The organism is Lysobacter sp. M15 (assembly GCF_022662515.1).
Classification (GTDB): Bacteria; Pseudomonadota; Gammaproteobacteria; order Xanthomonadales; family Xanthomonadaceae; genus JAKPBU01.
Genome location: NZ_JAKPBV010000012.1, coordinates 210,970 through 232,527, shown reverse-complemented (window position 1 = coordinate 232,527; position 21,558 = coordinate 210,970). Strand labels below are relative to the sequence as shown.

25 protein-coding genes are annotated in these 21,558 nt (G+C 68.6%); 12 read left to right on the top strand and 13 right to left on the bottom strand.

What is annotated here, in order from left to right; all coding sequences use genetic code 11:
* Nucleotides 1–30: 30 nt before the first annotated feature.
* Nucleotides 31–1,251, bottom strand: coding sequence for a serine hydrolase domain-containing protein (locus MC380_RS12720; protein ID WP_242165175.1), 1,221 nt, complete (start codon nucleotides 1,249–1,251; stop codon nucleotides 31–33).
* 153 nt (nucleotides 1,252–1,404) lie between these two features.
* Between MC380_RS12720 and MC380_RS12715 the strand changes: the two genes are divergently transcribed.
* Complete coding sequence (locus MC380_RS12715; RefSeq protein ID WP_242165173.1) at nucleotides 1,405–1,968, top strand: hypothetical protein; 564 nt, start codon at nucleotides 1,405–1,407, stop codon at nucleotides 1,966–1,968.
* 68 nt (nucleotides 1,969–2,036) lie between these two features.
* Here MC380_RS12715 and MC380_RS12710 read toward each other — a convergent pair whose 3' ends face one another.
* The gene (locus MC380_RS12710; protein WP_242165171.1) at nucleotides 2,037–2,720 is read right to left on the bottom strand and encodes a hypothetical protein; all 684 of its coding nucleotides are present in this window, start codon (nucleotides 2,718–2,720) and stop codon (nucleotides 2,037–2,039) included.
* Between the two features lie 20 nt (nucleotides 2,721–2,740).
* Entirely contained in the window at nucleotides 2,741–3,208 is a 468-nt protein-coding gene (msrB, locus tag MC380_RS12705; RefSeq protein ID WP_242165169.1) for a peptide-methionine (R)-S-oxide reductase MsrB, read from the bottom strand.
* A gap of 107 nt (nucleotides 3,209–3,315) precedes the next feature.
* Between msrB and MC380_RS12700 the strand changes: the two genes are divergently transcribed.
* Together MC380_RS12700 and MC380_RS12695 are read left to right on the top strand one after the other, a co-directional pair.
* Nucleotides 3,316–4,902 (top strand): sulfotransferase, encoded by a 1,587-nt coding sequence (locus MC380_RS12700; protein ID WP_242165167.1) that lies wholly within the window; start codon nucleotides 3,316–3,318, stop codon nucleotides 4,900–4,902.
* Nucleotides 4,903–4,959: 57 nt separating this feature from the next.
* Nucleotides 4,960–5,490 (top strand): hypothetical protein, encoded by a 531-nt coding sequence (locus MC380_RS12695; RefSeq protein WP_242165166.1) that lies wholly within the window; start codon nucleotides 4,960–4,962, stop codon nucleotides 5,488–5,490.
* A gap of 154 nt (nucleotides 5,491–5,644) precedes the next feature.
* Here the strand turns inward: MC380_RS12695 and MC380_RS12690 are convergent, their stop codons facing one another.
* Nucleotides 5,645–6,433 carry a hypothetical protein gene (locus MC380_RS12690; protein WP_242165164.1) on the bottom strand — a complete coding sequence of 263 codons (789 nt, stop codon included), beginning with the start codon at nucleotides 6,431–6,433 and terminating at the stop codon, nucleotides 5,645–5,647.
* Nucleotides 6,434–6,578: 145 nt separating this feature from the next.
* Here MC380_RS12690 and MC380_RS12685 point away from each other — a divergent pair, with 145 nt between their 5' ends.
* The 3 genes from MC380_RS12685 to MC380_RS12675 all read left to right on the top strand — a co-directional run bounded on the left by MC380_RS12685 (nucleotide 6,579) and on the right by MC380_RS12675 (nucleotide 10,366).
* Nucleotides 6,579–8,507, top strand: coding sequence for a S9 family peptidase (locus MC380_RS12685; protein ID WP_242165163.1), 1,929 nt, complete (start codon nucleotides 6,579–6,581; stop codon nucleotides 8,505–8,507).
* A gap of 156 nt (nucleotides 8,508–8,663) precedes the next feature.
* Nucleotides 8,664–9,608, top strand: a complete 945-nt coding sequence (locus MC380_RS12680) for an ABC transporter ATP-binding protein (RefSeq protein WP_242165161.1) — start codon at nucleotides 8,664–8,666, stop codon at nucleotides 9,606–9,608.
* Entirely contained in the window at nucleotides 9,605–10,366 is a 762-nt protein-coding gene (locus tag MC380_RS12675; RefSeq protein WP_242165160.1) for an ABC transporter permease, read from the top strand. The genes MC380_RS12680 and MC380_RS12675 overlap by 4 nt, the downstream gene beginning before the upstream one ends.
* On the opposite strand, the gene MC380_RS12670 is transcribed toward MC380_RS12675, so the two are convergent.
* Complete coding sequence (locus MC380_RS12670) at nucleotides 10,356–10,961, bottom strand: cysteine hydrolase family protein (protein ID WP_242165158.1); 606 nt, start codon at nucleotides 10,959–10,961, stop codon at nucleotides 10,356–10,358. The genes MC380_RS12675 and MC380_RS12670 overlap by 11 nt on opposite strands.
* Nucleotides 10,958–11,311: an antibiotic biosynthesis monooxygenase gene (locus MC380_RS12665; protein WP_242165156.1), complete on the bottom strand. Its 354-nt coding sequence runs from the start codon at nucleotides 11,309–11,311 to the stop codon at nucleotides 10,958–10,960. Before MC380_RS12665 ends, MC380_RS12670 begins: the two co-directional genes overlap by 4 nt.
* A 95-nt stretch (nucleotides 11,312–11,406) precedes the next feature.
* Here MC380_RS12665 and MC380_RS12660 point away from each other — a divergent pair, with 95 nt between their 5' ends.
* The gene (locus MC380_RS12660) at nucleotides 11,407–11,844 is read left to right on the top strand and encodes an Lrp/AsnC family transcriptional regulator (protein WP_242101720.1); all 438 of its coding nucleotides are present in this window, start codon (nucleotides 11,407–11,409) and stop codon (nucleotides 11,842–11,844) included.
* A gap of 79 nt (nucleotides 11,845–11,923) precedes the next feature.
* Nucleotides 11,924–12,208: an MmcQ/YjbR family DNA-binding protein gene (locus tag MC380_RS12655; protein WP_242165154.1), complete on the top strand. Its 285-nt coding sequence runs from the start codon at nucleotides 11,924–11,926 to the stop codon at nucleotides 12,206–12,208.
* A gap of 18 nt (nucleotides 12,209–12,226) precedes the next feature.
* On the opposite strand, the gene MC380_RS12650 is transcribed toward MC380_RS12655, so the two are convergent.
* Both MC380_RS12650 and MC380_RS12645 read right to left on the bottom strand, forming a co-directional pair.
* The gene (locus MC380_RS12650; protein WP_242101718.1) at nucleotides 12,227–12,601 is read right to left on the bottom strand and encodes a YciI family protein; all 375 of its coding nucleotides are present in this window, start codon (nucleotides 12,599–12,601) and stop codon (nucleotides 12,227–12,229) included.
* A gap of 81 nt (nucleotides 12,602–12,682) precedes the next feature.
* On the bottom strand, nucleotides 12,683–14,296 hold the full coding sequence (locus tag MC380_RS12645; RefSeq protein ID WP_242101717.1) for an MFS transporter: 1,614 nt from the start codon (nucleotides 14,294–14,296) through the stop codon (nucleotides 12,683–12,685).
* 167 nt (nucleotides 14,297–14,463) lie between these two features.
* Here MC380_RS12645 and MC380_RS12640 point away from each other — a divergent pair, with 167 nt between their 5' ends.
* Nucleotides 14,464–15,276, top strand: coding sequence for an NRDE family protein (locus MC380_RS12640; RefSeq protein WP_242165152.1), 813 nt, complete (start codon nucleotides 14,464–14,466; stop codon nucleotides 15,274–15,276).
* Between the two features lie 161 nt (nucleotides 15,277–15,437).
* On the top strand, nucleotides 15,438–15,644 hold the full coding sequence (locus MC380_RS12635) for a hypothetical protein (RefSeq protein ID WP_242101715.1): 207 nt from the start codon (nucleotides 15,438–15,440) through the stop codon (nucleotides 15,642–15,644).
* 63 nt (nucleotides 15,645–15,707) lie between these two features.
* On the opposite strand, the gene MC380_RS12630 is transcribed toward MC380_RS12635, so the two are convergent.
* From MC380_RS12630 to MC380_RS12615, 4 genes are all read right to left on the bottom strand, one after another.
* The gene (locus tag MC380_RS12630; protein WP_242101714.1) at nucleotides 15,708–15,968 is read right to left on the bottom strand and encodes a DUF3297 family protein; all 261 of its coding nucleotides are present in this window, start codon (nucleotides 15,966–15,968) and stop codon (nucleotides 15,708–15,710) included.
* A gap of 130 nt (nucleotides 15,969–16,098) precedes the next feature.
* The gene (locus MC380_RS12625; protein WP_242101713.1) at nucleotides 16,099–16,383 is read right to left on the bottom strand and encodes a DUF4031 domain-containing protein; all 285 of its coding nucleotides are present in this window, start codon (nucleotides 16,381–16,383) and stop codon (nucleotides 16,099–16,101) included.
* Nucleotides 16,384–16,386: 3 nt separating this feature from the next.
* Nucleotides 16,387–16,917 (bottom strand): DUF3016 domain-containing protein, encoded by a 531-nt coding sequence (locus MC380_RS12620; RefSeq protein WP_242165361.1) that lies wholly within the window; start codon nucleotides 16,915–16,917, stop codon nucleotides 16,387–16,389.
* Nucleotides 16,918–17,105: 188 nt separating this feature from the next.
* Nucleotides 17,106–17,780, bottom strand: a complete 675-nt coding sequence (locus MC380_RS12615; RefSeq protein WP_242165149.1) for an arylesterase — start codon at nucleotides 17,778–17,780, stop codon at nucleotides 17,106–17,108.
* Nucleotides 17,781–17,859: 79 nt separating this feature from the next.
* Here MC380_RS12615 and MC380_RS12610 point away from each other — a divergent pair, with 79 nt between their 5' ends.
* Entirely contained in the window at nucleotides 17,860–18,552 is a 693-nt protein-coding gene (locus tag MC380_RS12610; RefSeq protein ID WP_242165147.1) for an ABC transporter ATP-binding protein, read from the top strand.
* Nucleotides 18,549–21,107: an FtsX-like permease family protein gene (locus MC380_RS12605; RefSeq protein ID WP_242165145.1), complete on the top strand. Its 2,559-nt coding sequence runs from the start codon at nucleotides 18,549–18,551 to the stop codon at nucleotides 21,105–21,107. Before MC380_RS12610 ends, MC380_RS12605 begins: the two co-directional genes overlap by 4 nt.
* A gap of 88 nt (nucleotides 21,108–21,195) precedes the next feature.
* Here the strand turns inward: MC380_RS12605 and MC380_RS12600 are convergent, their stop codons facing one another.
* Nucleotides 21,196–21,525 (bottom strand): DUF6249 domain-containing protein, encoded by a 330-nt coding sequence (locus MC380_RS12600; protein ID WP_242165144.1) that lies wholly within the window; start codon nucleotides 21,523–21,525, stop codon nucleotides 21,196–21,198.
* Nucleotides 21,526–21,558 lie beyond the last annotated feature (33 nt).

Here is a 21,558-nt window from a genome sequence, read left to right as displayed (position 1 = left end):
GACGACGAATCCGGGAAGCCCCGTTCGACATCACCGGGCCGGATCGCCCGCCGCCGCCTGCCCCGTCGCCAGCGCTTCCTCGATCGCGCTGAAGGCCGAGCGTCGGCCCGGTGGCGTGTCCTCCACACCGGTGGCGAAATACGCCACCCCGGTGCCCGAGGCCGGGTCCACCCACAGACCCGACAGCAGCCCGTAGGCCTCGCCCGCATGGCCGATGCGGGACACGCCGTCGCCGAAAGGATCGTCGCGGCAGCCTTCGGCCTGCGTGGCCAGCGTCTGCACCGCCAGGCCGTAGCGGCAGAAAAAGCCGCTATCGCCGTCCTCCGAGCGCAGGCCGTTGCCCGGCGCGTAGGTCCACGCAGGCGTTACGAGCGTGCGCACCGATTCAGGCGACAGCAGGCGCACACCATCCAACTCGCCCTGGCCAAGCAGCAGGCGACCGATGATCGCCAGACCGTTGGCCGAGATCCGTAGTCCTCCCTGCGGCGAAAACAGCGCGCCGTTGACACCGGCTTTCCAACGCGAGAGATCGCAGCTGCCATCGCGCGCGCGGTTGGTGCTGCAGGCGGGCTTGGCGCCGTGATGATCGTCGCGCACCGCTGCGCCGTCCTTGTCGTACAGCACCACCGCACGCGCCGCGGTGGCTTCGTTGCAGTTGTCCCAGTTGTAGCAGCCGGCGATCCCGAGCGGTCGCAGCACCAGCCGGTCCATGAGCCGGTCGAAGCGCTCGCCGGTGGCGTTTTCCATCAGCGTCGCGATCAACGGGAAGTTGAGGTTGGTGTAGCGGAAGTAGCTGCCCGGCGCATGTTCCGCGTCCCAGGCGCGCGGGTCATCAAGGATGTCGCGCAGCGACCCGTCCAGCGGCACGTCGTAGTAACCCGCCGCATCGGTCAGGCTCGAGCGATGCGAGAGCAGCAGGCGCAGGGTGATCGGCATTGCGGGATACGCAGGGTGGCGCAATGGCCAACCGAGCCCGTCGGACACATCGGCATCCAGATCCAGCTTGCCCTGTTCGACCAGGCGCATGGCGCCGATCGCGACCACCAGCTTGGAAATCGATGCGATTCGCACCGGATCTCCGGCAGTGACCTTGCGTTGCGCGCCGACATCGGCGTATCCGTGCACCTGAGTCGAGGTGATGGCGTTGCGATCGAACGCGACCCGGACGGTCGCCACCGGGCCGGATGCCTGAGCTGTTCCCAGCAGGCAGGCCAGCGAGGCCGTCATCGCAACGAATATGTGTGGCGCCATCGTGCGTTCCCCCGGTCGATGTGTTCGCAGGGCAGGTTAGCGCACGCGCGCGCACGGCGGGCAACAGTCGCGTTACACGGAATTCACGCAATCCACACCGCGCCAAGACCAGCCGCCGGCTAGCCTGCAGGCCCCGAGAACCGGAGGCCAGCGATGAACGCTTGCATGATCGCGATTCCACGTACGCTCAGCGCAGCATTGGTCGGCGCATGCCTGCTCGCCGCGGGCGCTTGCACGCGCGGCGCCGACATCGGTAGCGATGCGGCCGCATCGCAGTCGGATGAAGTGCAAACGCCTGCCGCACCGGCGGCTCCGGTCGCCGACCCGGCGCCTTCGGCACCAACCGCGCCCGGCGACGTCTCCGGTCAGTTCGCGAAGATGGATGCCAATGGCGATGGTGGCGTCAGCGCCGACGAACATGCGACCGGGGCGGCGGCCATGTTCGCCACCATGGATGCGAACGGCGACAGATCGGTGACGGTCGAGGAAATGGATGCGAGCCAGGTCGCGATGGGCGGCGATACGCGCATGACGTCCGCCGACAAGATCAAGGTCGTCGATACCGACAGCGATGGCGCGCTGACCCGCGAGGAGCACGAGCAGGGCGCACGCACGATGTTCGACCAGATGGATGCGAACCACGATGGCAGCCTGACCCAGTCCGAGCTGCAGGCCGGACACGACGCCAGGATGGGCGCGCAGCCGGCGAATGGCTGACCCGCGCTTTGTCCGACGCGCGGCGACGCCCCGCGGTCGGCCGGCTGCAACCTGCACGCTTGCGCGCTTCAGCGACGCCCGCGGGCGATCCAAGCCATGCCCTGGCGGTGCGAATGCAACACGCGCCCCCGCGCGCAGCGGTTGGGTGTATCGGCTGCCGCCAGGTCGCGGCGCGCATGTTGGTACGCCATCCACCAGCCATCGGCGACCGGCCAGAACCCGTAGGCGTCGCGCTGCGGGCTGTACGGCACGGACGGGCCGCTGAACACCAGCGCGCGGTTGATGCCGGTCCCTGCGCCATGCGGCCGCCCGAGCCAGAGCCATGGTTCAGCCGCAGCGCACGGAGCGCGAACCGTGTCGACCAGGAACACGCCGGCGCGCTGCCGCACGTCGCCATGCCCGGCGCCCACCACGCGATGCAGGTCGTTTGCGCTGACCCTGATCTGCATGCGTAGCCCACTTTCGGAGTACGTCCACCACAGGATCGCGGAGGCCAGGCCTGCGGCCATGGCGAGCGGTATCAGGGTGACGGCCGGTTCGCGCCGGCGCTGGAACACCGCCAAGGCCACTTCCGCGAGGGCCCAGGCCAGCAGCGCGAACCCCAGGTAGTAGAGGGCGTCGTACAGCCACAGGCGCGGCGCGCGGCTGACCGCCCATGGCGTGAGCGTCGAGCGCGACCAGGCCCAGAGCGGCACGGCCAGGCAAAACAGCCAGCGTCGCAGCGCGCTGCGGCGTTCGATCGAGCGACGCATCGGGCTTGGCGGCTCGGTGCTCAGTCGAGCGGCCGTGATTCCGCGCCGCCGCGGCCGAGCGGGTCGGGCAGCGCCTCGCCCTGGCCGACGAACGCCAGCGACACCGAATTGAGGCAATGCCGCTCGCCGGTCGGCGGCGGCCCATCCGGGAACACATGGCCCAGATGGCTGCCGCAGCGCGCGCACACGATCTCGGTGCGGACCATGCCGTAGCTGGTGTCGCGGATCTCGCGCACGTGGGCCGGATCGAAGGGCGCGAAAAAGCTCGGCCAGCCCGTGCCCGATTCGAACTTGGCGCTGGAGCGGAACAGCGGCAATCCGCACAGGCGGCAGGTGTATGTGCCTTCGCGCTTGTTGTCGAGGAACACGCCGCAGAACGGCGCCTCGGTGCCGTGCTGCAGGAGCACGTGACGCTCTTCTGGCGACAGCGCCGCCTCCAGGCGCACGCGCTGCGCGTCGTCGGGCGGGGTCAGATCGAAACGGTCCATGGCGCCTCCGCAGGCCGGTCGGAGTGTGCATGGTAGCGGGCGCGCGCGGCCGGTTCGCCCTGCGCCTGCCCGCCGGTATCCTGTGGTCCGGTCGCCCAGCGATGCGCATGAAGCCGACAACCACGCTCTGGCAGGAAGCGAACGCCGCCGCAGCCCGCCGCGACTGGGCGACGGCGATCGAATGTTTCGACGCTGCCGCCGCCCGGGCGCCTGGCGAGGCGGCAGGCTGGATCGCGCTGGCGAAGGCCCACGACATCGGCGGCTCGCATCGCGCCAGCCGCGATGCCGCGCTGCGCGCGGCGGCCTGCTCACCTGCGCAATGGCCGCATGCGCTGGCACTGGCGCGCCTGCTGCGCCGCCATCACGAGGTGCGTGCGCTGGACGTGCTGGCGCGGTCGATGGCGTTGCATTCCAGCGCCGCCGGCGTGGATCAGCTGGTGGAGCTGGCCGACCTGTGCAGCCAGCTGGATCTGCATGCCGTCAGCCGCAGCCTGCTGGAAGCCGCGCTGGCACGCGATGCCGATCACGCACCGGCGCATTATCTGCACGGTACCTCGCTCATGTTCGAAGGGCGGATGTCCGAAGCGGCGCAGGCGTTCGAACACGCGATCGCGCTGGCGCCGCACTTCGCGCATGCGCACTGGCGCCTGAGCGAACTGCGCCGGCATCTTCCGCAAGGTGCAGAGCAACGTGTGGCGAGGATGCGCACCGAACTGGCGCGCGCAGCACCCGGCTCGGAACACGCGATTCACCTGAATTTCGCGCTCCACGCCGAACTGCACGACCTGGGCGATTACCGCGGCGCCTGGCAAGTACTGGCCGAAGGCTGCGTGGGGAAACGCGCCAGGCTCACCTACGACCCTGCGGCAACGACGCGGCTGTTCGACGCGCTACGCGCTGGCTGCGATGCGGAATTCCTCGCTGGTCGCGGGCATGCGCCGGTGGACGATGCGCCCGTGCCGGTGTTTATTGTTGGTCTGTTCCGTTCTGGGACCACCGTGCTCGAACGCCTGCTCGGCGGTCACCCACAGGTGAGCGTCGGCGGCGAGACGCTAGCGTTCACCACCGCGCTGCGGCTTGCCGCGGACGATGGTGGGCGCGAGCTGATGGATCTGCGATTGTTGCAGCGCGCGCTTGCGCTGGACCATGAAGCGCTGGGCGCGGCGTTCATGGCCGCATCGTCCTGGCGCGCGCACGGGCGCCGTGTCTGGAGCGAGAAACTGCCGTCCAACTTCATCAATCTCGGCCTGATCGCGCGGGCCCTGCCGCGCGCGCGCTTCGTGCACGTGCAGCGGGCGCCGGTCGATGTCTGTTTTTCCAACCTGCGGGTGCTTTACGGCGGCCTGTGTCCGTATTCCTACGACCAGCGCGAACTGGCCGCCTACCATCGCGACTACGCCCGGCTCATGGCGCACTGGCACGACCTGCTGGGCGAGCGCCTGCTCGCGGTGTCCCACGCTGCGCTGATTGCCGCGCCGGAACCCGAGCTGCGACGGATCGCCGCGCATTGCGGGCTGGAATTCGATGCGGCGATGCTGCGGCTGGATCGCCAGGACGTTCCGGTGTCCACCTACAGCGCCACCCAGGTGCGCACCGGCCTGCAATCAGGCGACTGCGCATGGCTGCCGTACCGCGAACATCTCGGACCGTTGCTGGATGCCCTCGGCGAGTCCATGCACGCGTCCACGCCTTGACCCGGCGCTCACGGCCTGGATCGCAGGCTCGTGCACCGCAAGACGGAGGAGCCCGACATGCGCAATCCCGCAGTCGCGAAGGCCGTGGTGCTGTGCGCGGCCCTGGTCTTGACGTTCCCCTGGGCGCAAGCGCAGTGGACCGCGCCCGAAGCGGGCGTCCCCGTGGGAACCGGGGTTCCCCCGGTGCCCGCCACGCCGCCGGCCCCACTAGCGGATCCTGTCGCGGAGGCGTTCGCCGCGCTCGATCGCGACGGCGACGGCAAGGTCTCGGCGGTCGAACATGCCGAAGGCGCCAAGGCCCGATTCGATGCACTGGACGCCGATCACAACTATCACCTCAGCGCGGCGGAGCTGGAGCAGGCGACTACGTCCGGTGCTGCGGCGATGGGCCAGCTCGCGGCCGGTACGGTTTCCACAACGGCGAATGCAAGCGACGACAACGACAACGGCGAGATATCGCCGGAGGAAACCCGCGCGCAGGCGGAGGCTGAGTTTCTTGCGCGCGATGCAGACCGCGACGGCGGCCTGAGCCTGGAAGAAATGCGTCGGGTGGTGGCGCCTGCGGGAGCCCCGATTCCTGACAACTGATGAGTGCGGGCGGCGCAGTCCTCGCGCAGACCTGACACCATCCTTCCGCGTGCTCAGCGCACTGCCCGATCACGAGGCACGGCGGCCTGCTGGCCGCGCATGTACTTTCAATACCTCGGCGAGCTTGCTTTCCCGCACGCCGGCAATGGCACGCTCAATCGGCGCGCGCCGGGTTGGTCAACAGGCCGCCCGGATGACGTCTGCGCAGCCAGAACGTCTGCACCACGAGGATCGCGGCGATCGCGATGGCGACCCACGCCGCCACGTTGGCGCCGGGCACGTCCCATCCGGACTGCTTCACATAGACCGCAACCAGGCCCCACACCGCAGCACCGGCGTAGTCGATATTGCCGTGCATGTGGTGGTTGACGAACAGCAGCAGCGCGGCGGCCGCGGCGAACACGACCAGGCTCCAGGACAGCATCTGCGCGGTCGGCAGCAGTTCGTGCGCCACGATGACCTGCGCCAGGTTGAGAAACGCAGCGACCGACAGCCAGCCGGCATGCAGCGACAGCGGCGTCCACGCCCATAGCCATTGGCCTTCCTGCGGGGTGCTGTCGTGCGACAGGACGAACGCGCAGCGCACCAGGCAGAACATGGCACCGAAGATCACCAGCAGGCAGGCCCAGTACAGGCCATTGGCGGGCGAGCCCATCGAGAACAGCGGCATCCACAGCGCGGTCAGCGCGAATCCCGCCGCAGCCCAAGGCGCGACATGCGCCACGGTCGGATCGGTCCTGCGCTCCCCGCTTGCCTGCCAGACGCCGTAAATGAGATCCAGCAGAAAGATCAGACCCCAGATCGCGAACGCGTAGCCCGATGCCACCAGCAGGGTCGGATACTGATCCGACACGGTTCCGTTGTCTGGCCCGAAGACCGCGCGCTGGGACAGGAACGCGACCACGGGCATGGCGAGCGACATCAGCAGCACGAGCAGGCGCATGGCGGCACTCCGGTAGGGCGTCCGGAGCGCACGCTAGCAGGGAAGGGTGAGCGCCGCGTCGACGCCCGGGCTGCCGGGAGCTGTTCCCGGGAACAGGAAATTGCGATTGAATAGGGACGGGGATCGGGGCGGCAGGGGAGCAGGCATGCGGGCAGGATGCGGGTGGGCGTTGCTGGCGTTGATCCTCGTCGCCGGCACGGCAGATGCGCAGGTGGATCTGGGGCGCTACCTCAAGCGCGATCCATTCGGCACGATCAAGATCTCCCCCACGGGCGAGTACTACGCCGCCACGGTGCCGCTGGAGGATCGCACCATCCTCGCGGTCATGCGCCGCAGCGACAAGCAGGTGACCGCCAAGGTTGGTGGCGAGCGACATTCGGTGGTGAGCGATTTCGAATGGGCCAACCCGGAACGCGTCGTGGTCAGCATGGCCGAGCGGTTCGGCTCGGAAGACCAGCCGCATCCGACTGGCGAGTTGTACGCGGTCAATGCCGATGGTTCGAAGCGACAGATGATCTTCGGGCGCTTCGGGCTGAATGGAGGCGAAGCGCGCCAGGAAGCGGCCTTCCTGATTGATACGCTCAGGGGCGACGATCGCGGTGTGCTGATCAGCGCCTTCATGGTCGGCGCGGACCCGAAGACACGGGTGGAACGGCTCGACATCTACAACGGCAGGCGCTCGGCGAGCGCCGACGCACCTGTGCGTCGCGCCAGGTTTGTCGCGGATGCGAGCGGAGAGGTGCGGTTTGCGGTCGGCGCCGGTTACGACAATGTCAGCAAGCTGTACTACCGCGCCAGGCGTGGCGACGAGTGGCGGCTCATCAATGACGAGGCGCAGAGCGGCGTGACGGCGTGGCCGCTGGGCTTCACCGCGGACGGCGGCAAGGCCTACCTCCAGCGCGAGAACAAGCAGGGCCCGGACGAGATTCTCGAGTACGACACCACCAGCGGGTCAATGACGCCAAAGCTGCGGGACCAGGTCGTGGATCCCTATCTGATCGTCGCCGATCCTGCAACGGACGCCCCGCAAGGCGCCCTGTTCATGCATGCGGGCATGCGCAGCGCTTTCTTCGACGAGGGCTCCGCCATCGCCCGGCGCCAGCGCATGCTGGAGAAGGCATTTCCGGGGCATGCGGTCACGGTCACCTCGGCCACCGACGACGGCAAGCTGCTGATCGTGGCGACCTGGAACCAACGCAACCCGGGCGACTTCTACCTGTTCGACACCCGGACCCACCAGGCCAACCTGGTCTTCAGCAGGCGCGAGTGGTTCGACCCCGCGCGCACGGCTCCCACCCGCCTCGTCGAGCTGCGGTCGCGGGACGGTTTGCCGCTGTACGGCTATCTGACCACGCCGCCTGGCGAGCAGGAATCACCTCGACCGCTGGTGGTGGTGCCGCATGGAGGTCCGTATGGGGTCTATGACGAGTGGGAGTTCAACGACGAGGCGCAGCTGCTGGCGGAAGCCGGCTACGCGGTGTTGCGTATCAATTACCGGGGGTCGGGCAATTATGGGCGCGCCTTCATGCATGCCGGCGCGCGGGAGTGGGGCGGGAAGATGCAGGACGACGTCACTGACGCGACGCGCTGGGCGATCGAGCAGAAGATCGCCGATCCGAACAGGACCTGCATCTTCGGCGCCAGCTACGGCGGCTATGCGGCGCTGATGGGGGCAGTGCGCGAGCCTGGGATGTACCGGTGCGCGGTGGGCTATGTCGGGGTTTACGACCTCGAACTGATGCACAAGCAGACTTCGCGCGCCAGCAAATCGAGGCATGCGTGGACCAACGATTGGGTCGGAAGTCGTGGTTCGCTGGCGTCCGTCTCGCCGAGCCGGCTGGCTTCTGCAGTCAAGGTCCCGGTGTTGCTGGCCGCAGGCGGCGAGGACGAGATCGCTCCCATCGCGCACAGCAAGCGCATGGAGAAGGCGTTGCGTGAGGCAGGCGCCACGGTCGAGACCCTGTATTTCGATACGGAAGGGCATGGGTTCTACACCGAGCCGCATCGACGCGAGTTCTATACCCGGCTGCTGGATTTCCTCGCCCGCCATCTTGGCGGCCAGCGCGCGCAGTAGCGTCCACGCCGCGGCGGCAGCCGGTCGCCGCAGCAGGCCCTCAGGTGGATCGCCGCCATCGATGTCGAGGCGCGGCACCGCGATTCGTCGTGTTGGCATGGACTATCCCGAAAAGCAGGGCTGTACCGCTCCGGCGCCTTGGGTACGATGCAGCGCATGACCCCGATCATTTCCATCCGCGGCCTCGAAAAGACCTACGCCTCGGGCTTCCGCGCGCTCAAGGGCGTGGATCTCGACATCCGCAAGGGCGAGATCTTCGCCCTGCTCGGCCCCAATGGCGCGGGCAAGACCACGCTGATCAGCATCGTCTGCGGCATCGTCAACGCCAGCGCCGGCAGCGTCACCGCCGACGGCCACGACATCGTGCGCGACTACCGGGCCGCGCGCTCCCGGATCGGCCTGGTGCCGCAGGAACTGTCGACCGACGCGTTCGAGAGCGTCTGGGCGACCGTGCGCTTCTCCCGCGGTCTGTTCGGCAAGCCGCCGAACGATGCCCATCTGGAGAAGGTCCTGCGCGAGCTGTCCCTATGGGACAAGAAGGACAGCAAGATCATGGCGCTGTCAGGCGGCATGAAGCGCCGGGTGCTGATCGCCAAGGCGCTGGCGCACGAGCCGTCGATCCTGTTCCTGGACGAGCCCACCGCCGGGGTTGACGTCGAGCTGCGGCACGACATGTGGAACATGGTGCGCGCGCTGCGCGAGAACGGCACCACCATCATCCTCACCACCCATTACATCGAGGAAGCCGAGGAGATGGCCGACCGCGTGGGCGTGATCAACCATGGCGAGCTGGTGCTGGTGGAGGACAAGGCCACGCTGATGCGCAAACTCGGCAAGCGGCAGCTGGCGGTCACCCTGCAGCAGCCGATGGACGCGGTGCCGCAAGCGCTGGCCGACCTGCCGCTGGAGCTGGGCGAAGGCGGGCACGCGCTGGTCTACACCTACGACGTGCAGCGCGAGGACACCGGCATCGCAGGCCTGCTCCGGCGCCTGGGCGAGCAGGGGGTCGAATTCAAGGACCTCAACACCAGCGAAAGCTCGCTGGAGGACATTTTCGTCAGCCTGGTGCGCAACGGGGCGAAGGCGGAGGCACGCGCATGAACGTGCATGCGATCCGGGCCATCTACCGCTTCGAGATGGCGCGCACCTTCCGCACCCTGATGGAGTCGATCCTCTCGCCGGTGCTGTCGACCTCGCTGTACTTCATCGTGTTCGGCGCCGCGATCGGCTCGCGCATGGGCGAGATCGGCGGGGTGAGCTATGGCGCCTTCATCATCCCCGGCCTGATCATGCTCTCGCTGCTCAACGAGAGCATCTCCAACGCCTCGTTCGGGATCTACATGCCCAAGTGGGCGGGCACCATCTACGAACTGCTCTCGGCGCCGGTGTCGTGGATCGAGACCGTCACCGGCTACGTCGGCGCGGCGGCGACCAAGTCGCTGATGCTCGGCGTGCTGATCCTGGTCACGGCGCGATTCTTCGTGCCGTACTCGATCGCGCACCCGGTCTGGATGCTGTGCTTCCTGCTGCTCACCGCGCTCAGCTTCAGCCTGTTCGGCTTCATCATCGGGCTGTGGGCGGACAGCTTCCAGCGCCTGCAGATCATCCCGTTGCTGATCATGACCCCGCTGACCTTCCTGGGCGGCGCGTTCTATTCGATCGACATGCTGCCAGAACCCTGGCGCACGGCGAGCCTGTTCAACCCGGTGGTCTACCTGATCAGCGGCATGCGCTGGAGCTTCTACGGGCAGTCGGACGTGGACGTGGCCGTCAGCCTCGCCGCGATCCTGGGATTCCTGCTGCTGTGCCTGGCGACGATCTGGTGGATCTTCCGCACCGGCTGGAAGCTCAAGCAATAGCGGGCGAGGGCTCCGCAGCAAGCGCATCGTCCAGGGCGGCGATGACGTCCGTGGTGTCGACCACCTCGGCGAACTCGGCGCGCAGGGTCGCCAGGTGCGCACGTGCGATCTCTTCCGCGCGGATCAGTCCGCCGGCGCCGTCGTCCAGGTCGAAGCACTGGCAGGCATCGCCGACCACGATCGTCCGGTAGCCCAGGTTCGCGGCCACGCGTGCGGTGGTCGACACGCACATGTCGGTGCTGATGCCGAACAGCACCAGGCAGCCCACGCCCAGGCGACGCAGGCGCAGATCGAGGTCGGTGCCGATGAAGGCGGCGTTCACCGACTTGCTCACCAGCGGCTCGCCCGGCAGGGGCTCGAACCCGTCGCGGAAGGCGTTGCCCGGATGCGCGGGACTGAGCGAGGAGCCGGGCACGACCGAGTCATGGCGGACATGGATCAGCGGCCAGCCGGCGCGACGCCAGGCATCGAGCAGGGCGCGGCCGTGGCGCTCCATCCGCGGGTTGTCGCGCCGGCCCCAGGGCGGGTAGTCGAAGCCACGCTGGACATCGATGGGAATCAATGCGGCGCGGCGATCGAAGGCGAACGTGCTCATGCCTGCTCCCGGCGGATGCCGCCGTAGGCACGTTCCACCCGGGCGATGCGCAGTTCGATGTGCTCGTACCAGGTGCGATGCCCTTCGCGACGCGCGGCGGCGTGTTCGGCGTGCTGGCGCCAGGCGGCGATGTTGGCTTCGGAATCGAAATAGGCGACCGTGATCCCGAACCCGCTCGCATCCCGGGCCGATTCGTAGCCGAGAAAGCCAGGCTGCTCGCGCGCGAGTTCGACCATCCGCGCGGCCGTGGCGGCGTAGCCGTCTTCGTCGTGCGGGCTGCGCTGCGAGGAGAAGATCACCGCGTAATACGGCGGCGACGGCAGTTGCGCGAAACGTGGTCCGGAGTGCATGGCTGGTCCTCTCGACGGCCTCGCACTTTGGCCGCAGGCAGGTGCCGGTCGCAACCCGGCATAATGCCGGCCCGGTGCCGACGGGCATGGATCCGATGAAGCCGCTCGATGACATCGACCGCAAGCTGATCGCCCTGCTGCAGGACAATGCGCGCCTGTCCACCGTAGCACTGGCCAAGGCGGTCGGACTGGGACGCAGCACGGTGCAGGAGCGCTTGCAGCGACTCGAGGATGCCGGCGTCATCGCCCAGTACACGGTGCGTCTGGGCAGCGGCAACGAACCACTGTTGGCCTGGCTGTTGCTGCGCTATGTCGACGGCTTCACCTGCGACGATGTGATGCCGGCCCTGGCGGCGCTGCCGCAAGTCCAGCAATGCCATAGCGTGGCCGGAGAGATCGACCTGATGGTGCTGGTGCGCGCGGACGCGCCGAGCCATCTGGCCGACCTGCGCGAGCGCATCGCCCTGCTCAAGGGCGTGGACGACGTGACCACGCTGACCGTGCTGCGGGTCATGCTCGACCGCAGCGCATAGCCGCGGCATGGACGTGGCTGCGCTGAAGCGGTACTGCGGCCGGCTTCCCGGAGCCAGCGTAGTGCTATTGCCGGAGCCCATGAACGTGCTGTCCTATCGGGTCTTCGACAAGACGTTCGCCTACTTCAAGACCAGCGAGCCCGAGCGCTGGCGCTTCAGCATCAAGGTCACGCCGGAGCGTTTCCTCGAACTGACCGACATGCCGGGGGTGAAGCCGGCGCGCTGGATGGGCCGCTGGCGCTGGGTCACGATCGTCGACGTGGCCGCATTCCCGCACACCTATCTGCGCGAACTTGTCGAGTGGTCGTATCGCGATGCCGTTGCCCGCCTCAGCAGGCGCAGGCAGCAGGAGTTGTTGCCTTAGTGACCCGGCGGATGCGGCTCAGGCGCCGACGCTCTGGCGTACCTTGTCCGCGTCGCGTACCGGTCGCACCTCGATGCAGCCGGTCTGCGCCCAAGGGATGTCCTTGGCCATTTCCACCGCCTGTTCCAGGCTCTCGGCCTCGATCAGGTTGAAGCCGGCGAGGACTTCCTTGGTCTCGGCGAACGGGCCGTCGACGACGGTGGTCTTGCCGGCGCGGATCCGCACCGACCTGCCAGTGGACGGGGCTTCGAGCTGTCGGTAGGACTTGAGTGTGCCCTGCTGCTTGAGCTCGTCCGCATGCTGCAGGCAATAGCGCATGCGCGCGTCGTATTCGGCTTCGGGCAATGCCTCTTGCAGCTCGGTGTCGGTATAGACCAGCAGCAGATATTCCATGGGGTCGATCGGCGGCGGAGGAGGAGGCCGCATCCTAACCGAGCCGGGCGTCGGATGAAGACAGGAGCCGGGGAAAACGGCTCAGGCGCTTCCGGCCATCGCGCGCTCGATGTCCTCCAGGCGCTGGCCGCGGGTTTCGATCCCGCTGCGCAGCAGCAATATGCAGGCTGCCAGCATCGGCAGCGCGATCAACAGCGCCGACAGCGCGAAATGATCGAAGAAGCCTGCGACCCCGAGGCCCGCACCCAGGATCCCGCCGAACTTGGAGCTGGCCGCGATGCTGCCCGAGCCGGTCCCGCGCAGATGCACGGGGTAGATCTCGGCCGCGTAGGGAATAAGCATCGCAATCACGCCGCTGATCGTGACCAGCAGCGCCACGGTGCACACGATGACCAGCGATTCGGAACGCACCTGCAGCCAGCCCATCGCGGCGAAGGCGAGCAGCGCGAGCGCGGTCATGCCGATGAACAGCACCAGCGACTTGAAGCTGCTCCAGCGGTGATAGAGCCAGATCACCACGCCGATCCCGGGCAGGGCCAGGATCGCGGACTTGGCCAGCACGGTGCTGGCGGCTTTCGGGTCCACGCCGAGCTCGGTCAGGTTCACTGGCAGCCACAGCAGGAAGCCGAAGTTCGCCAGGCCCCAGGCCACCCCCGCGGTGAGCAGACCCCAGGTAATGCCGGCATGGCGACCGCGCAGGAGTTCACGCACACCCACCACTGGCCGTTCGTCGATCACCGGCGCACCCGGGTGGGCGGCATCGTCGCGCTCCACTGCGGCGTAGGCATTGCCGGAAAACTTGCGCAACACCGCGCGGGCCTGGTCGACCAGGCCGGCGTTGGACAGGAAGCGCGGGGATTCGGGGATGTAGCGGTACAGGAACACGATGATCGCGCCGGTGGGCAGGCCGAGCAGCCACAGCACGCGCCAGCTGAACATCTCGCCCAGGGTCGCCGCTGCCCCTGCTGCGAGCAGATAGCCGGCGGAGGTGCCGATGCCACCGAGCGCCACCAGCAGCCAGCCGCGATGCGCGGCCGGCACGGTCTCGGCCATCAGGGTGAAGGTGATCGGCAGCAGTCCGCCGGCCGACATGCCCATCAGGAAGCACATCGCCAGGTTCCATTCGAATGTGGGCATCGCCCCGCAGATCGCGGTGCCGATGAACATCAATGCGCCCAGCAGGATGGCCGCGCGGCGTCCGAACAGGTCAGCCACGCGCCCCCAGACCACCGATCCGATGGTGGTGCCGGTCAGCGCCACCAGCGCCAGCAGGCTCGCCGTGGGCTTACCGATCTGATACTCGGCGCTCATGCCCGGCATCACGAATCCCAACGTGGCTGGCTTCATCACGTCCACCGCCAGCGCCACCACCAGCACCGTCACCAGCTTCCAGTGTTCGATGTTGAGCGGCACGCCATCGGCGATGTGAAAATGGAGATGTCCGGCATCGCCCTGCATCGCCTCGCGCATCTGCGCCATGCGCGGCATCAGGCCGTAGGCCGCCAGCGCCAGGCCGAGCGGGATGATCGCCATGCCGACCCACATCTCGGTGGTCATCGGCATGCCGACCATCTGCCAGTGGGTGTGCTGGCCCATCATGAACATCGGCATGTGCGAGAACACGCCCGCGACGATCAGCGCGCTGCCGAGCCAGAACGCGACGGGGTGGTGGAAGGCGAGTCCGCTGGATTTCATGGAATGGGCGGCGTGAGAGGACCGGCATTGTCGCCGATCCGCCGCTGTTGCTCGCTGCCCTTGGTCTGCGCGGCTGCGAAGCGACCCAGGCCGGGCGCGGTCCGGCACCGAATCGCCATGCGGCAGCCAGGCCGCCTATGGCGGCGGCCAGGCCCTAGCATGGCGGCATGTGCCTGATCGCCTTCGCCTGGCGCGCCGACCCGCGCTACCGGCTCGCCCTGATCGCCAACCGCGACGAATTCCACGAACGCGCCGCCGCACCCGCGGGCGCCGATCCGATCCAGCCGCATCTGTATGGCGGCCGCGACCTGCAAGCCGGGGGCAGCTGGCTGCTGGCCTCCACCCGCGGGCGCCTGGCGGCAGTCACCAATGTGCGTGCCGGCATGGTGCCCGACGCCGCTCCGCGTTCCCGGGGTGCCCTGGTGCGCGGCTTCGCCGAAGCAGCGGACAGCGCCGAAGCCTTCGCCGCCGGCCTGGAGACGACGGCCCGCGAATACGGTCGCTTTAACCTGCTGCTCTGGGACGGCGAGTCGCTGTTGTTCGCCAGCAATCATCCGCGCTTCGCGATGCAGGCCGTGCCGCCGGGCGTGCACGCGATGTCCAACGGCGCATTCGACGCGCCCTGGCCCAAGGCGATGCACGCCACGCGCGCGCTGCAATCGTGGCTGGAGGCGGAGTCCCCGCAGGACCGTCCAGTCGAGCAGGCGATGGCGCCGCTGTTCGACGCACTCGCCGATACCAGCCAGGCGCCGGATGCACTGCTGCCGGACACGGGCGTGGGGCTGGAGCTGGAGCGCACGCTTTCGCCGGCGTTCGTGCGTGGAGCGGCCTATGGCACGCGCTGCAGCAGCGTGGTCCTGGCCGGAGTCGACGGGACCTTGGTGTTTGCCGAGCGGCGCTACGGACCGGAAGGCCGTTTCGAGGGCAGCTCCATCGCGCAACTACCTTGGCCGGGCGTCCAGGGGCCTCGCGTCCCATGACCGGCCGACCATGCCGGGTTGCGCAGCGGGTGATCGCCGCGCAGCGCGCACGCTTGGATCCGGTTCGCATGCGGCCACAACCATGACTTCGGTTGGCCGACCGTTGCCACATGCGTTGCCGGTCGCGGACGCCTAGCCTGCGCAGGCACCCGGAGAACGCCATGAACGCGATCGAGATCCAGGCCACGCAGGGATCGCGCCACGACTTCGCAGATCGGACCGAAAGTGTGGAAACCGTACCGCAGACGAACGTACGTCATGTGCATCACGTGCGCGAGTTCGGCATCGGCTACGGCAACAGCAGCGGCTACGGCAGCGCGCTGCATTTCACCGACGGGCACGAGGACACGCTGTTCAAGTTCCGCTAGGACGTCTCGCCCGACGTTGCACCGCGCGCGAGGCGGTGCGGGCACTGCGCCGCGGGCCCACACTTACGCGGGCTGTGCTTCGCCGGATTCGCCGCGGAAGTACGGTTCGACCGTGCCCTTGACCTTCATCGTCATCGGCTGCCCGCGACGGTCGAGCGCGCGTCCTGCCGCCACCCGCACCCAGCCTTCGCTGACGCAATACTCCTCGACATTGGTGCGATCGACGCCGTTGAAGCGCACGCCGATGCCGCGTGCCAGCAGGGCTTCGTCGTAATACGGGCTGCGGGGGTCGTTGGACAGGCGGTCGGGCAGGGTGTCGGTCATGGCAGGCATGCAAGGCGCTGGAGCAGGTCGCATTGTAGCCGTGGAGGCGTGGAAGGCCCTGGCGAGAGCGCCATCAGTGCTGCGCATGCCTGATCGCTTGCTGGTACGCGAGTGCCCCGATGGGCGGGCGCTAAGGTGCTTCGCCGCGTCCCTGGGCTTTGGCCTGCGCGATCACCGACTTGAGCAGTGCGCGGTCGCGGTGTCGCGAGATGGGCATGGCGCCCAGCGCCAGCGCGATGCTGCGCAGGTCGGCATGGACGTCGTAATGGGCGCCGCTGCGCTTGTCCTGGAAGGCGCGTCGCGGGATGCCCAGACGGGCGGCGAACGCGTGCAGCTCGTCCAGCGTGTCGGCCATCAGATGGGCCCAGCGCTGGCCCCGCCAGAGCGTCACCGCATCGTCCACGTAAACCGTCAAGGCTTAGCGGTCGGCGATGCGGGTGGAGGCGCCAAGTTCCGTGACGAGCCAGCGGTCGAGCATCGCCTTCTCGTACCGCAGCGGATCGCTGCCGAAGCTGGAACTGCCCATCAGGTAACCCGGGTCCATCAGCTTGCGGTCGCCTTCGTCGATGACGCGTCCGTCCGCGCCGATGCGCTGGAAGTGCAGCTCCATCCGCGGCGGGTAGTGATCACGCAGGATGCGCACGTCATTCATCGCCAGGCCGTGCCAGGGCTCGTAGGAGCCGGCGCGGCGGATGTCGGTGATCTCCACCTCGAGTCGTTCGCCTGTGGGCAGCCGTTTCAGCGCGCGCTGCCGCAGGTATTCGGCCAGTTGCACCACCCAGTCGCCGCGCTCGGCTTCATGGCGATTGGTGCTGTAGCGGATGTCGCTGAACTGCGCAGGATCGGTCCAGCGCACGTCGACCGTGCCGTCCACCGGCAGGCTGCGTGGCGCCTCCGGATCGGTGACGCGTCGCTGCGCAGCAGCGGCGTCGGGCGCGAGGGCCGCCATCAGCAGGCAGGGAAGCAGAATTTTCGCCAGCATGTCGCGTCCTCCTGACAGGGAACCTGCGTGGGATTGTGCGCTCCCGGGATGGGCGTTTGCAGGCCGGTCCGGCGAACGGTTCACGTCTGGTTTCGGATGAGCGCCGCTGCCGGGACGCGCGGACCGGCAACGCCGCCTCCCCGCCGGATCGCCGGTCAGTCCAGCAGCGGCTCCAGCGCCGGCCACACGTGGTCACGGATGCGCGGCTGGGCGGCTGCGACCGGGTGCATGTTGTCGCCCTGGAAGTTGCCGCGGTCGGAAGCGATCGGCTGCAGCAGGAAGGGCAGCAGCGTTGTGCCGAAGCGCTGCGCCAGCTCCCGGTATCCGCGTTCGAATTCCATGGTGTAAGCGGGCCCGTAGTTGGGAGGAATGCGCATGCCCACCAGCAGCACCTTCGCCCCGATGCCCTGGGCGGCGCCGATCATGCGCGCAAGGTTGCGCCGGGTCTCGCGCAGCGGCAGGCCGCGCAGCGCATCGTTGGCCCCCAGCTCGATCACCACCACCGACGGGCGATGGCGCACCACCGCATCGACGATCCGCGCCGCGCCGCCGGCGGTGGTTTCGCCGCTGATGCTCGCATTGACCACGCGCCAGCCCGGGCGTTGCTTTGCGATCCGTTCCGCGGTCAGCGCCACCCAACCCTGCGCCGCCGACAGGCCGTACGCGGCCGAGAGCGAATCGCCCATCACCAACACCGTGCGCGGATCGGTGGCGACGAACGATGCCGGCCGGGCAGCGGGCTGGGCCTGCAGCGCGCACGTCAGCAGCAGCGCAACCCAACCGATGGCCCATTGAAGGCGACGGGGGGTCGCCGCATATCGTGTTTTCATGCGTCACTCCACCACCGGCGGATACGGCGTGGTGCCGCTCCGCCAGCAGACAGGTCCAGAACTTAGGATGCCAGCTTCCATGACCGAAACGACAGCGTTGCAGGCCGACCGACTGGGCAAGCGCGTGCCGATGCCTGCAGGCGAACTCGTGATCCTCGATGGGATGTCGTTCCGCATCGACCAGGGCGACAGCATCGCCATCGTCGGTCCGTCGGGTTCGGGCAAGAGCACGTTGCTTTCGCTGCTTGCCGGGTTGGACACGCCCAGCAGCGGTTCGGTGGTGCTGGCGGGCGAACCGCTTTCGCAGCTCGATGAAGATGGCCGTGCCCGCGTGCGCGGCGAAAAGGTGGGCTTCGTGTTCCAGAGTTTCCAGCTGCTACCCTCACTGACCGCGCTGGAGAACGTGATGCTGCCGCTGGAACTGCGCGGCGACGGCGATGCCGAACCGCCGGCGCGGAGCATGCTGCAGCAGGTCGGCCTGGCCGAGCGCCTGGGTCATTATCCGCGGCAGTTGTCGGGCGGCGAGCAGCAGCGCGTCGCCCTGGCGCGGGCCTTCGTCACCCGGCCTTCGCTGCTGTTCGCCGACGAACCCACCGGCAATCTCGACACCCGCACCGGGCAAGGGATCATCGAACTGCTGTTCGACATGAACCGCCAGGCGGGCACCACCCTGGTCCTGGTCACCCATGACGAGCACCTGGCCGAGCGCTGCCATCGCACCCTGCGCCTGGACGGCGGCCGTCTGGTGGCGGACACGGCACAGGCCGCATGAGCCGGCGTATCGGCACCTTGGCCCTGGCCTGGCGGCAGCTGCGCCGCGACATGGCCGCAGGCGACATCCGGATCCTGGCCGCGGCCCTGGTGCTGGCAGTGGTTGCGGTCACGGCCGTGGGCTTCGTCACCGATCGTGCCGAACGCGCGCTCGCGATCGAGGCCAACAAGCTCCTCGGCGGGGATGCGGTGCTGCGCGCAGATGCGCCGATCGCCGGTGCGGCGCGCGCGGCCGCGAACGTGCCGGGATTGCGCAGCGCCGAGACGGTCGAACTCGACAGCATGGTGCGCGTCGCAGGCAGTGGGTCGCCGCGCGCGAGCGATGGAGCCTCGCTGCGGCTGGGCGAGCTGCAGGCGCTCGGGGCTGGATATCCACTGCGCGGCAGTTTCACTGTCGAGGTCGACGGCGGTACGCGCGCCGCCGATGCGATCCCGCAGCCCGGCACCGTGTGGATGAGCCGCACCGGCGCCGACACGCTGGGCGCGAAGCCGGGCGATACCGTGCTGCTGGGCGATGCCTCGCTGCGGCTGGTAGCGCTGGTGACGCAGGAACCCGGCGCAGGTTTCGATTACTTCAATGTCGCGCCCAAGGTTTTCCTCAACCTGGCCGACCTCGCCAGCACCGGCCTTGTGCAGGAAGGCAGCCGCGTGCGCTACCGGCTGGTCGCGGCCGGACAGGCAGCGGCGGTCGAGCGCTTCGTCGCGACCGCACGCGCCAACCTCGGGCGCGGGCAGCGGCTCGAGACCATCGGCGAAAGCCGGCCTGAGCTGCGTTCGGCGCTCGATCGTGCCGGACGCTTCCTTGGGCTCGCGGCGCTGGTATCGGTGATCCTGGCGGCGGTCGCGGTGGCGATGGCGGCGCGCCGCCACAGCGAGCGCCATCTTTCCGGCGTCGCGGTGATGCGCTGCCTTGGCGCCGTGCAAAGCACGTTGGTGGCCCTGCACGTCGGCGAACTGCTGTTGCTCGGCCTGATCGCCTGCACGATTGGCGTTGCCATCGCCTTCGGCCTGCAATGGGCGGTCGGGGCGTGGCTGGCGCAGGAATTGCAGCTCTCGATCCCACCAGCCTCGATCTGGCCGGCGTTGCAGGGATACGGCGTCGGCCTGGTGGTGCTGCTCGCCTTCGGTGCGCCGCCCGTGCTTGCGCTGCGACGCGTGCCCGCGCTACGCGTGTTGCGGCGCGACCTGGACCCGACCGAGCCCAGCGCGTGGGTCGTGGCGATCGCCGGCTTCGCCGGACTGGCCGCCCTGCTGTGGTGGAAGGCCGGTTCGGCGGTGCTGGGCGGCGCGATGCTGCTGGGCATCGCTGCGACGCTGGCCGTGCTGGCGCTGCTGGCATGGGCACTGATCCTGGTCGTGCGGCGTGCGCGCTCGCGCCTGCGCGGCAGCCTGCGCTACGGCCTGGCCAACGTCAGCCGCCGTGCCGGCACCAGCATCGCGCAGGTGTCCGCGTTCGGACTCGGGCTGATGGCATTGCTGCTGTTGACCTTCGTGCGCACCGATCTGCTCGATCGCTGGCAGCTGCAGCTGGCGGAGAACGCGCCCAACCGCTTCATCATCAACGTGCAGCAGGACCAGGTGCAGGCGGTCCGCGCCTTCATCGCGCAACAAGACGTGGGCGAACCCGCCCTGGTTCCGATGGTGCGTGCGCGCCTGGTGGCGCGCAACGGCCGGCCCACTTCGGGTGCGGACTATGACCGGGGCGAGGACAGGGGCGAGGACGCCGATGCCGCGCGCCAGGCGCGCAGGCGCGCCGAGCGCGAGTTCAATCTGTCTTCGGCGCCTACGCTGCGCGATGACAACAAGGTTGTCGCCGGCCGGTTCTGGTCCGGGACGCCGGCGCGCACCGAGTTTTCGGTGGAAGAGCGCTTCGCCGAATCGCTGGGCTGGAAGCTCGGGGACCGCATCGGCTTCGACGTCGCCGGGCAGACACTGAGCGGCACGATCACCAGTCTGCGCAGCGTGGAATGGGAGAGCTTCCGCCCGAACTTCTTCGTCCTGGCCTCGCCCGGCGCGCTGGCCGGTTATCCGGCCAGCTACATCACCGCGGTCAGCGTGCCGGACACCAGGCCACGCTTCACCGCCGAGCTGGTGCAGCGTTTTCCGAACCTGTCGGTGATCGACGTGGACGCGGTGCTCAAGCAGGTGCGCGCCACCGGAGACCAGGTCTCGAAGGTGGTGCAGGTGGTGTTTTGGTTCTCGTTCGCCGCGGGGGTGCTGGTGCTGCTGGCCGCGGTGAGCGCCAGCCAGGACGAACGCCTGCTCGAGGCCGGCGTGATGCGCGTGCTCGGTGGTAGCCGCCGGCAGCTGCGCCTGGCCCAGGCCTCGGAGTTCGCGGCGATCGGCCTGCTGTCGGGCCTGGTCGCCGCGGTCGCCGCCTCGGTGCTGTCGGGTGTGGTCGCCATTCGCGTGTTCGACCTGCCGTGGGAGCCGAACTGGCAGCTGGCGTTGGCCGGCGGCGGGCTGGGCATGCTCGCGGCGCTGGTTGCCGGGCTCTGGGTCACCCGGCGCGTGCTGGACACGCCGCCGGCGGTGACCCTGCGGACGCTGGATTGAATGGCCTGATGCGATCGGAACGTCATGGTTCTTTTGCGGCACTGGGCAGACAGGACCGAAGTGCCATCCGCCCGCCAGGTTGTGCGTTTCAGGCCGCCAGCTTCCGCGCCAGCAGGAAGTAGGCCAGGTTGCCCAGGCCGGTCGCGATCAGCAGGATCGCCAAGGTCGCCGGGGTGATCTGGTCCAGACCCTGGGCCGAGATCGCGGTGAAGCCGATGCCCAGCGCCACCAGCACCACGCCCCAGCGCAGCGAGCCGTGGCGGCGGCGGGCTTCCTCGCTCTCGACGATCGAACGGACCAGCTCCTGGGAGCCGTTGGATTCGACCATCTGGCGGCGGACGCGGGCGTCGACCACCGCCTTGATGGCGTAGGTAATGCAGACGAACAGCACGATGGGGATCAGGAATTCGAGGTTCATGGCGGTGGCCGTGGTTGGGGTTCGGTGACAGGG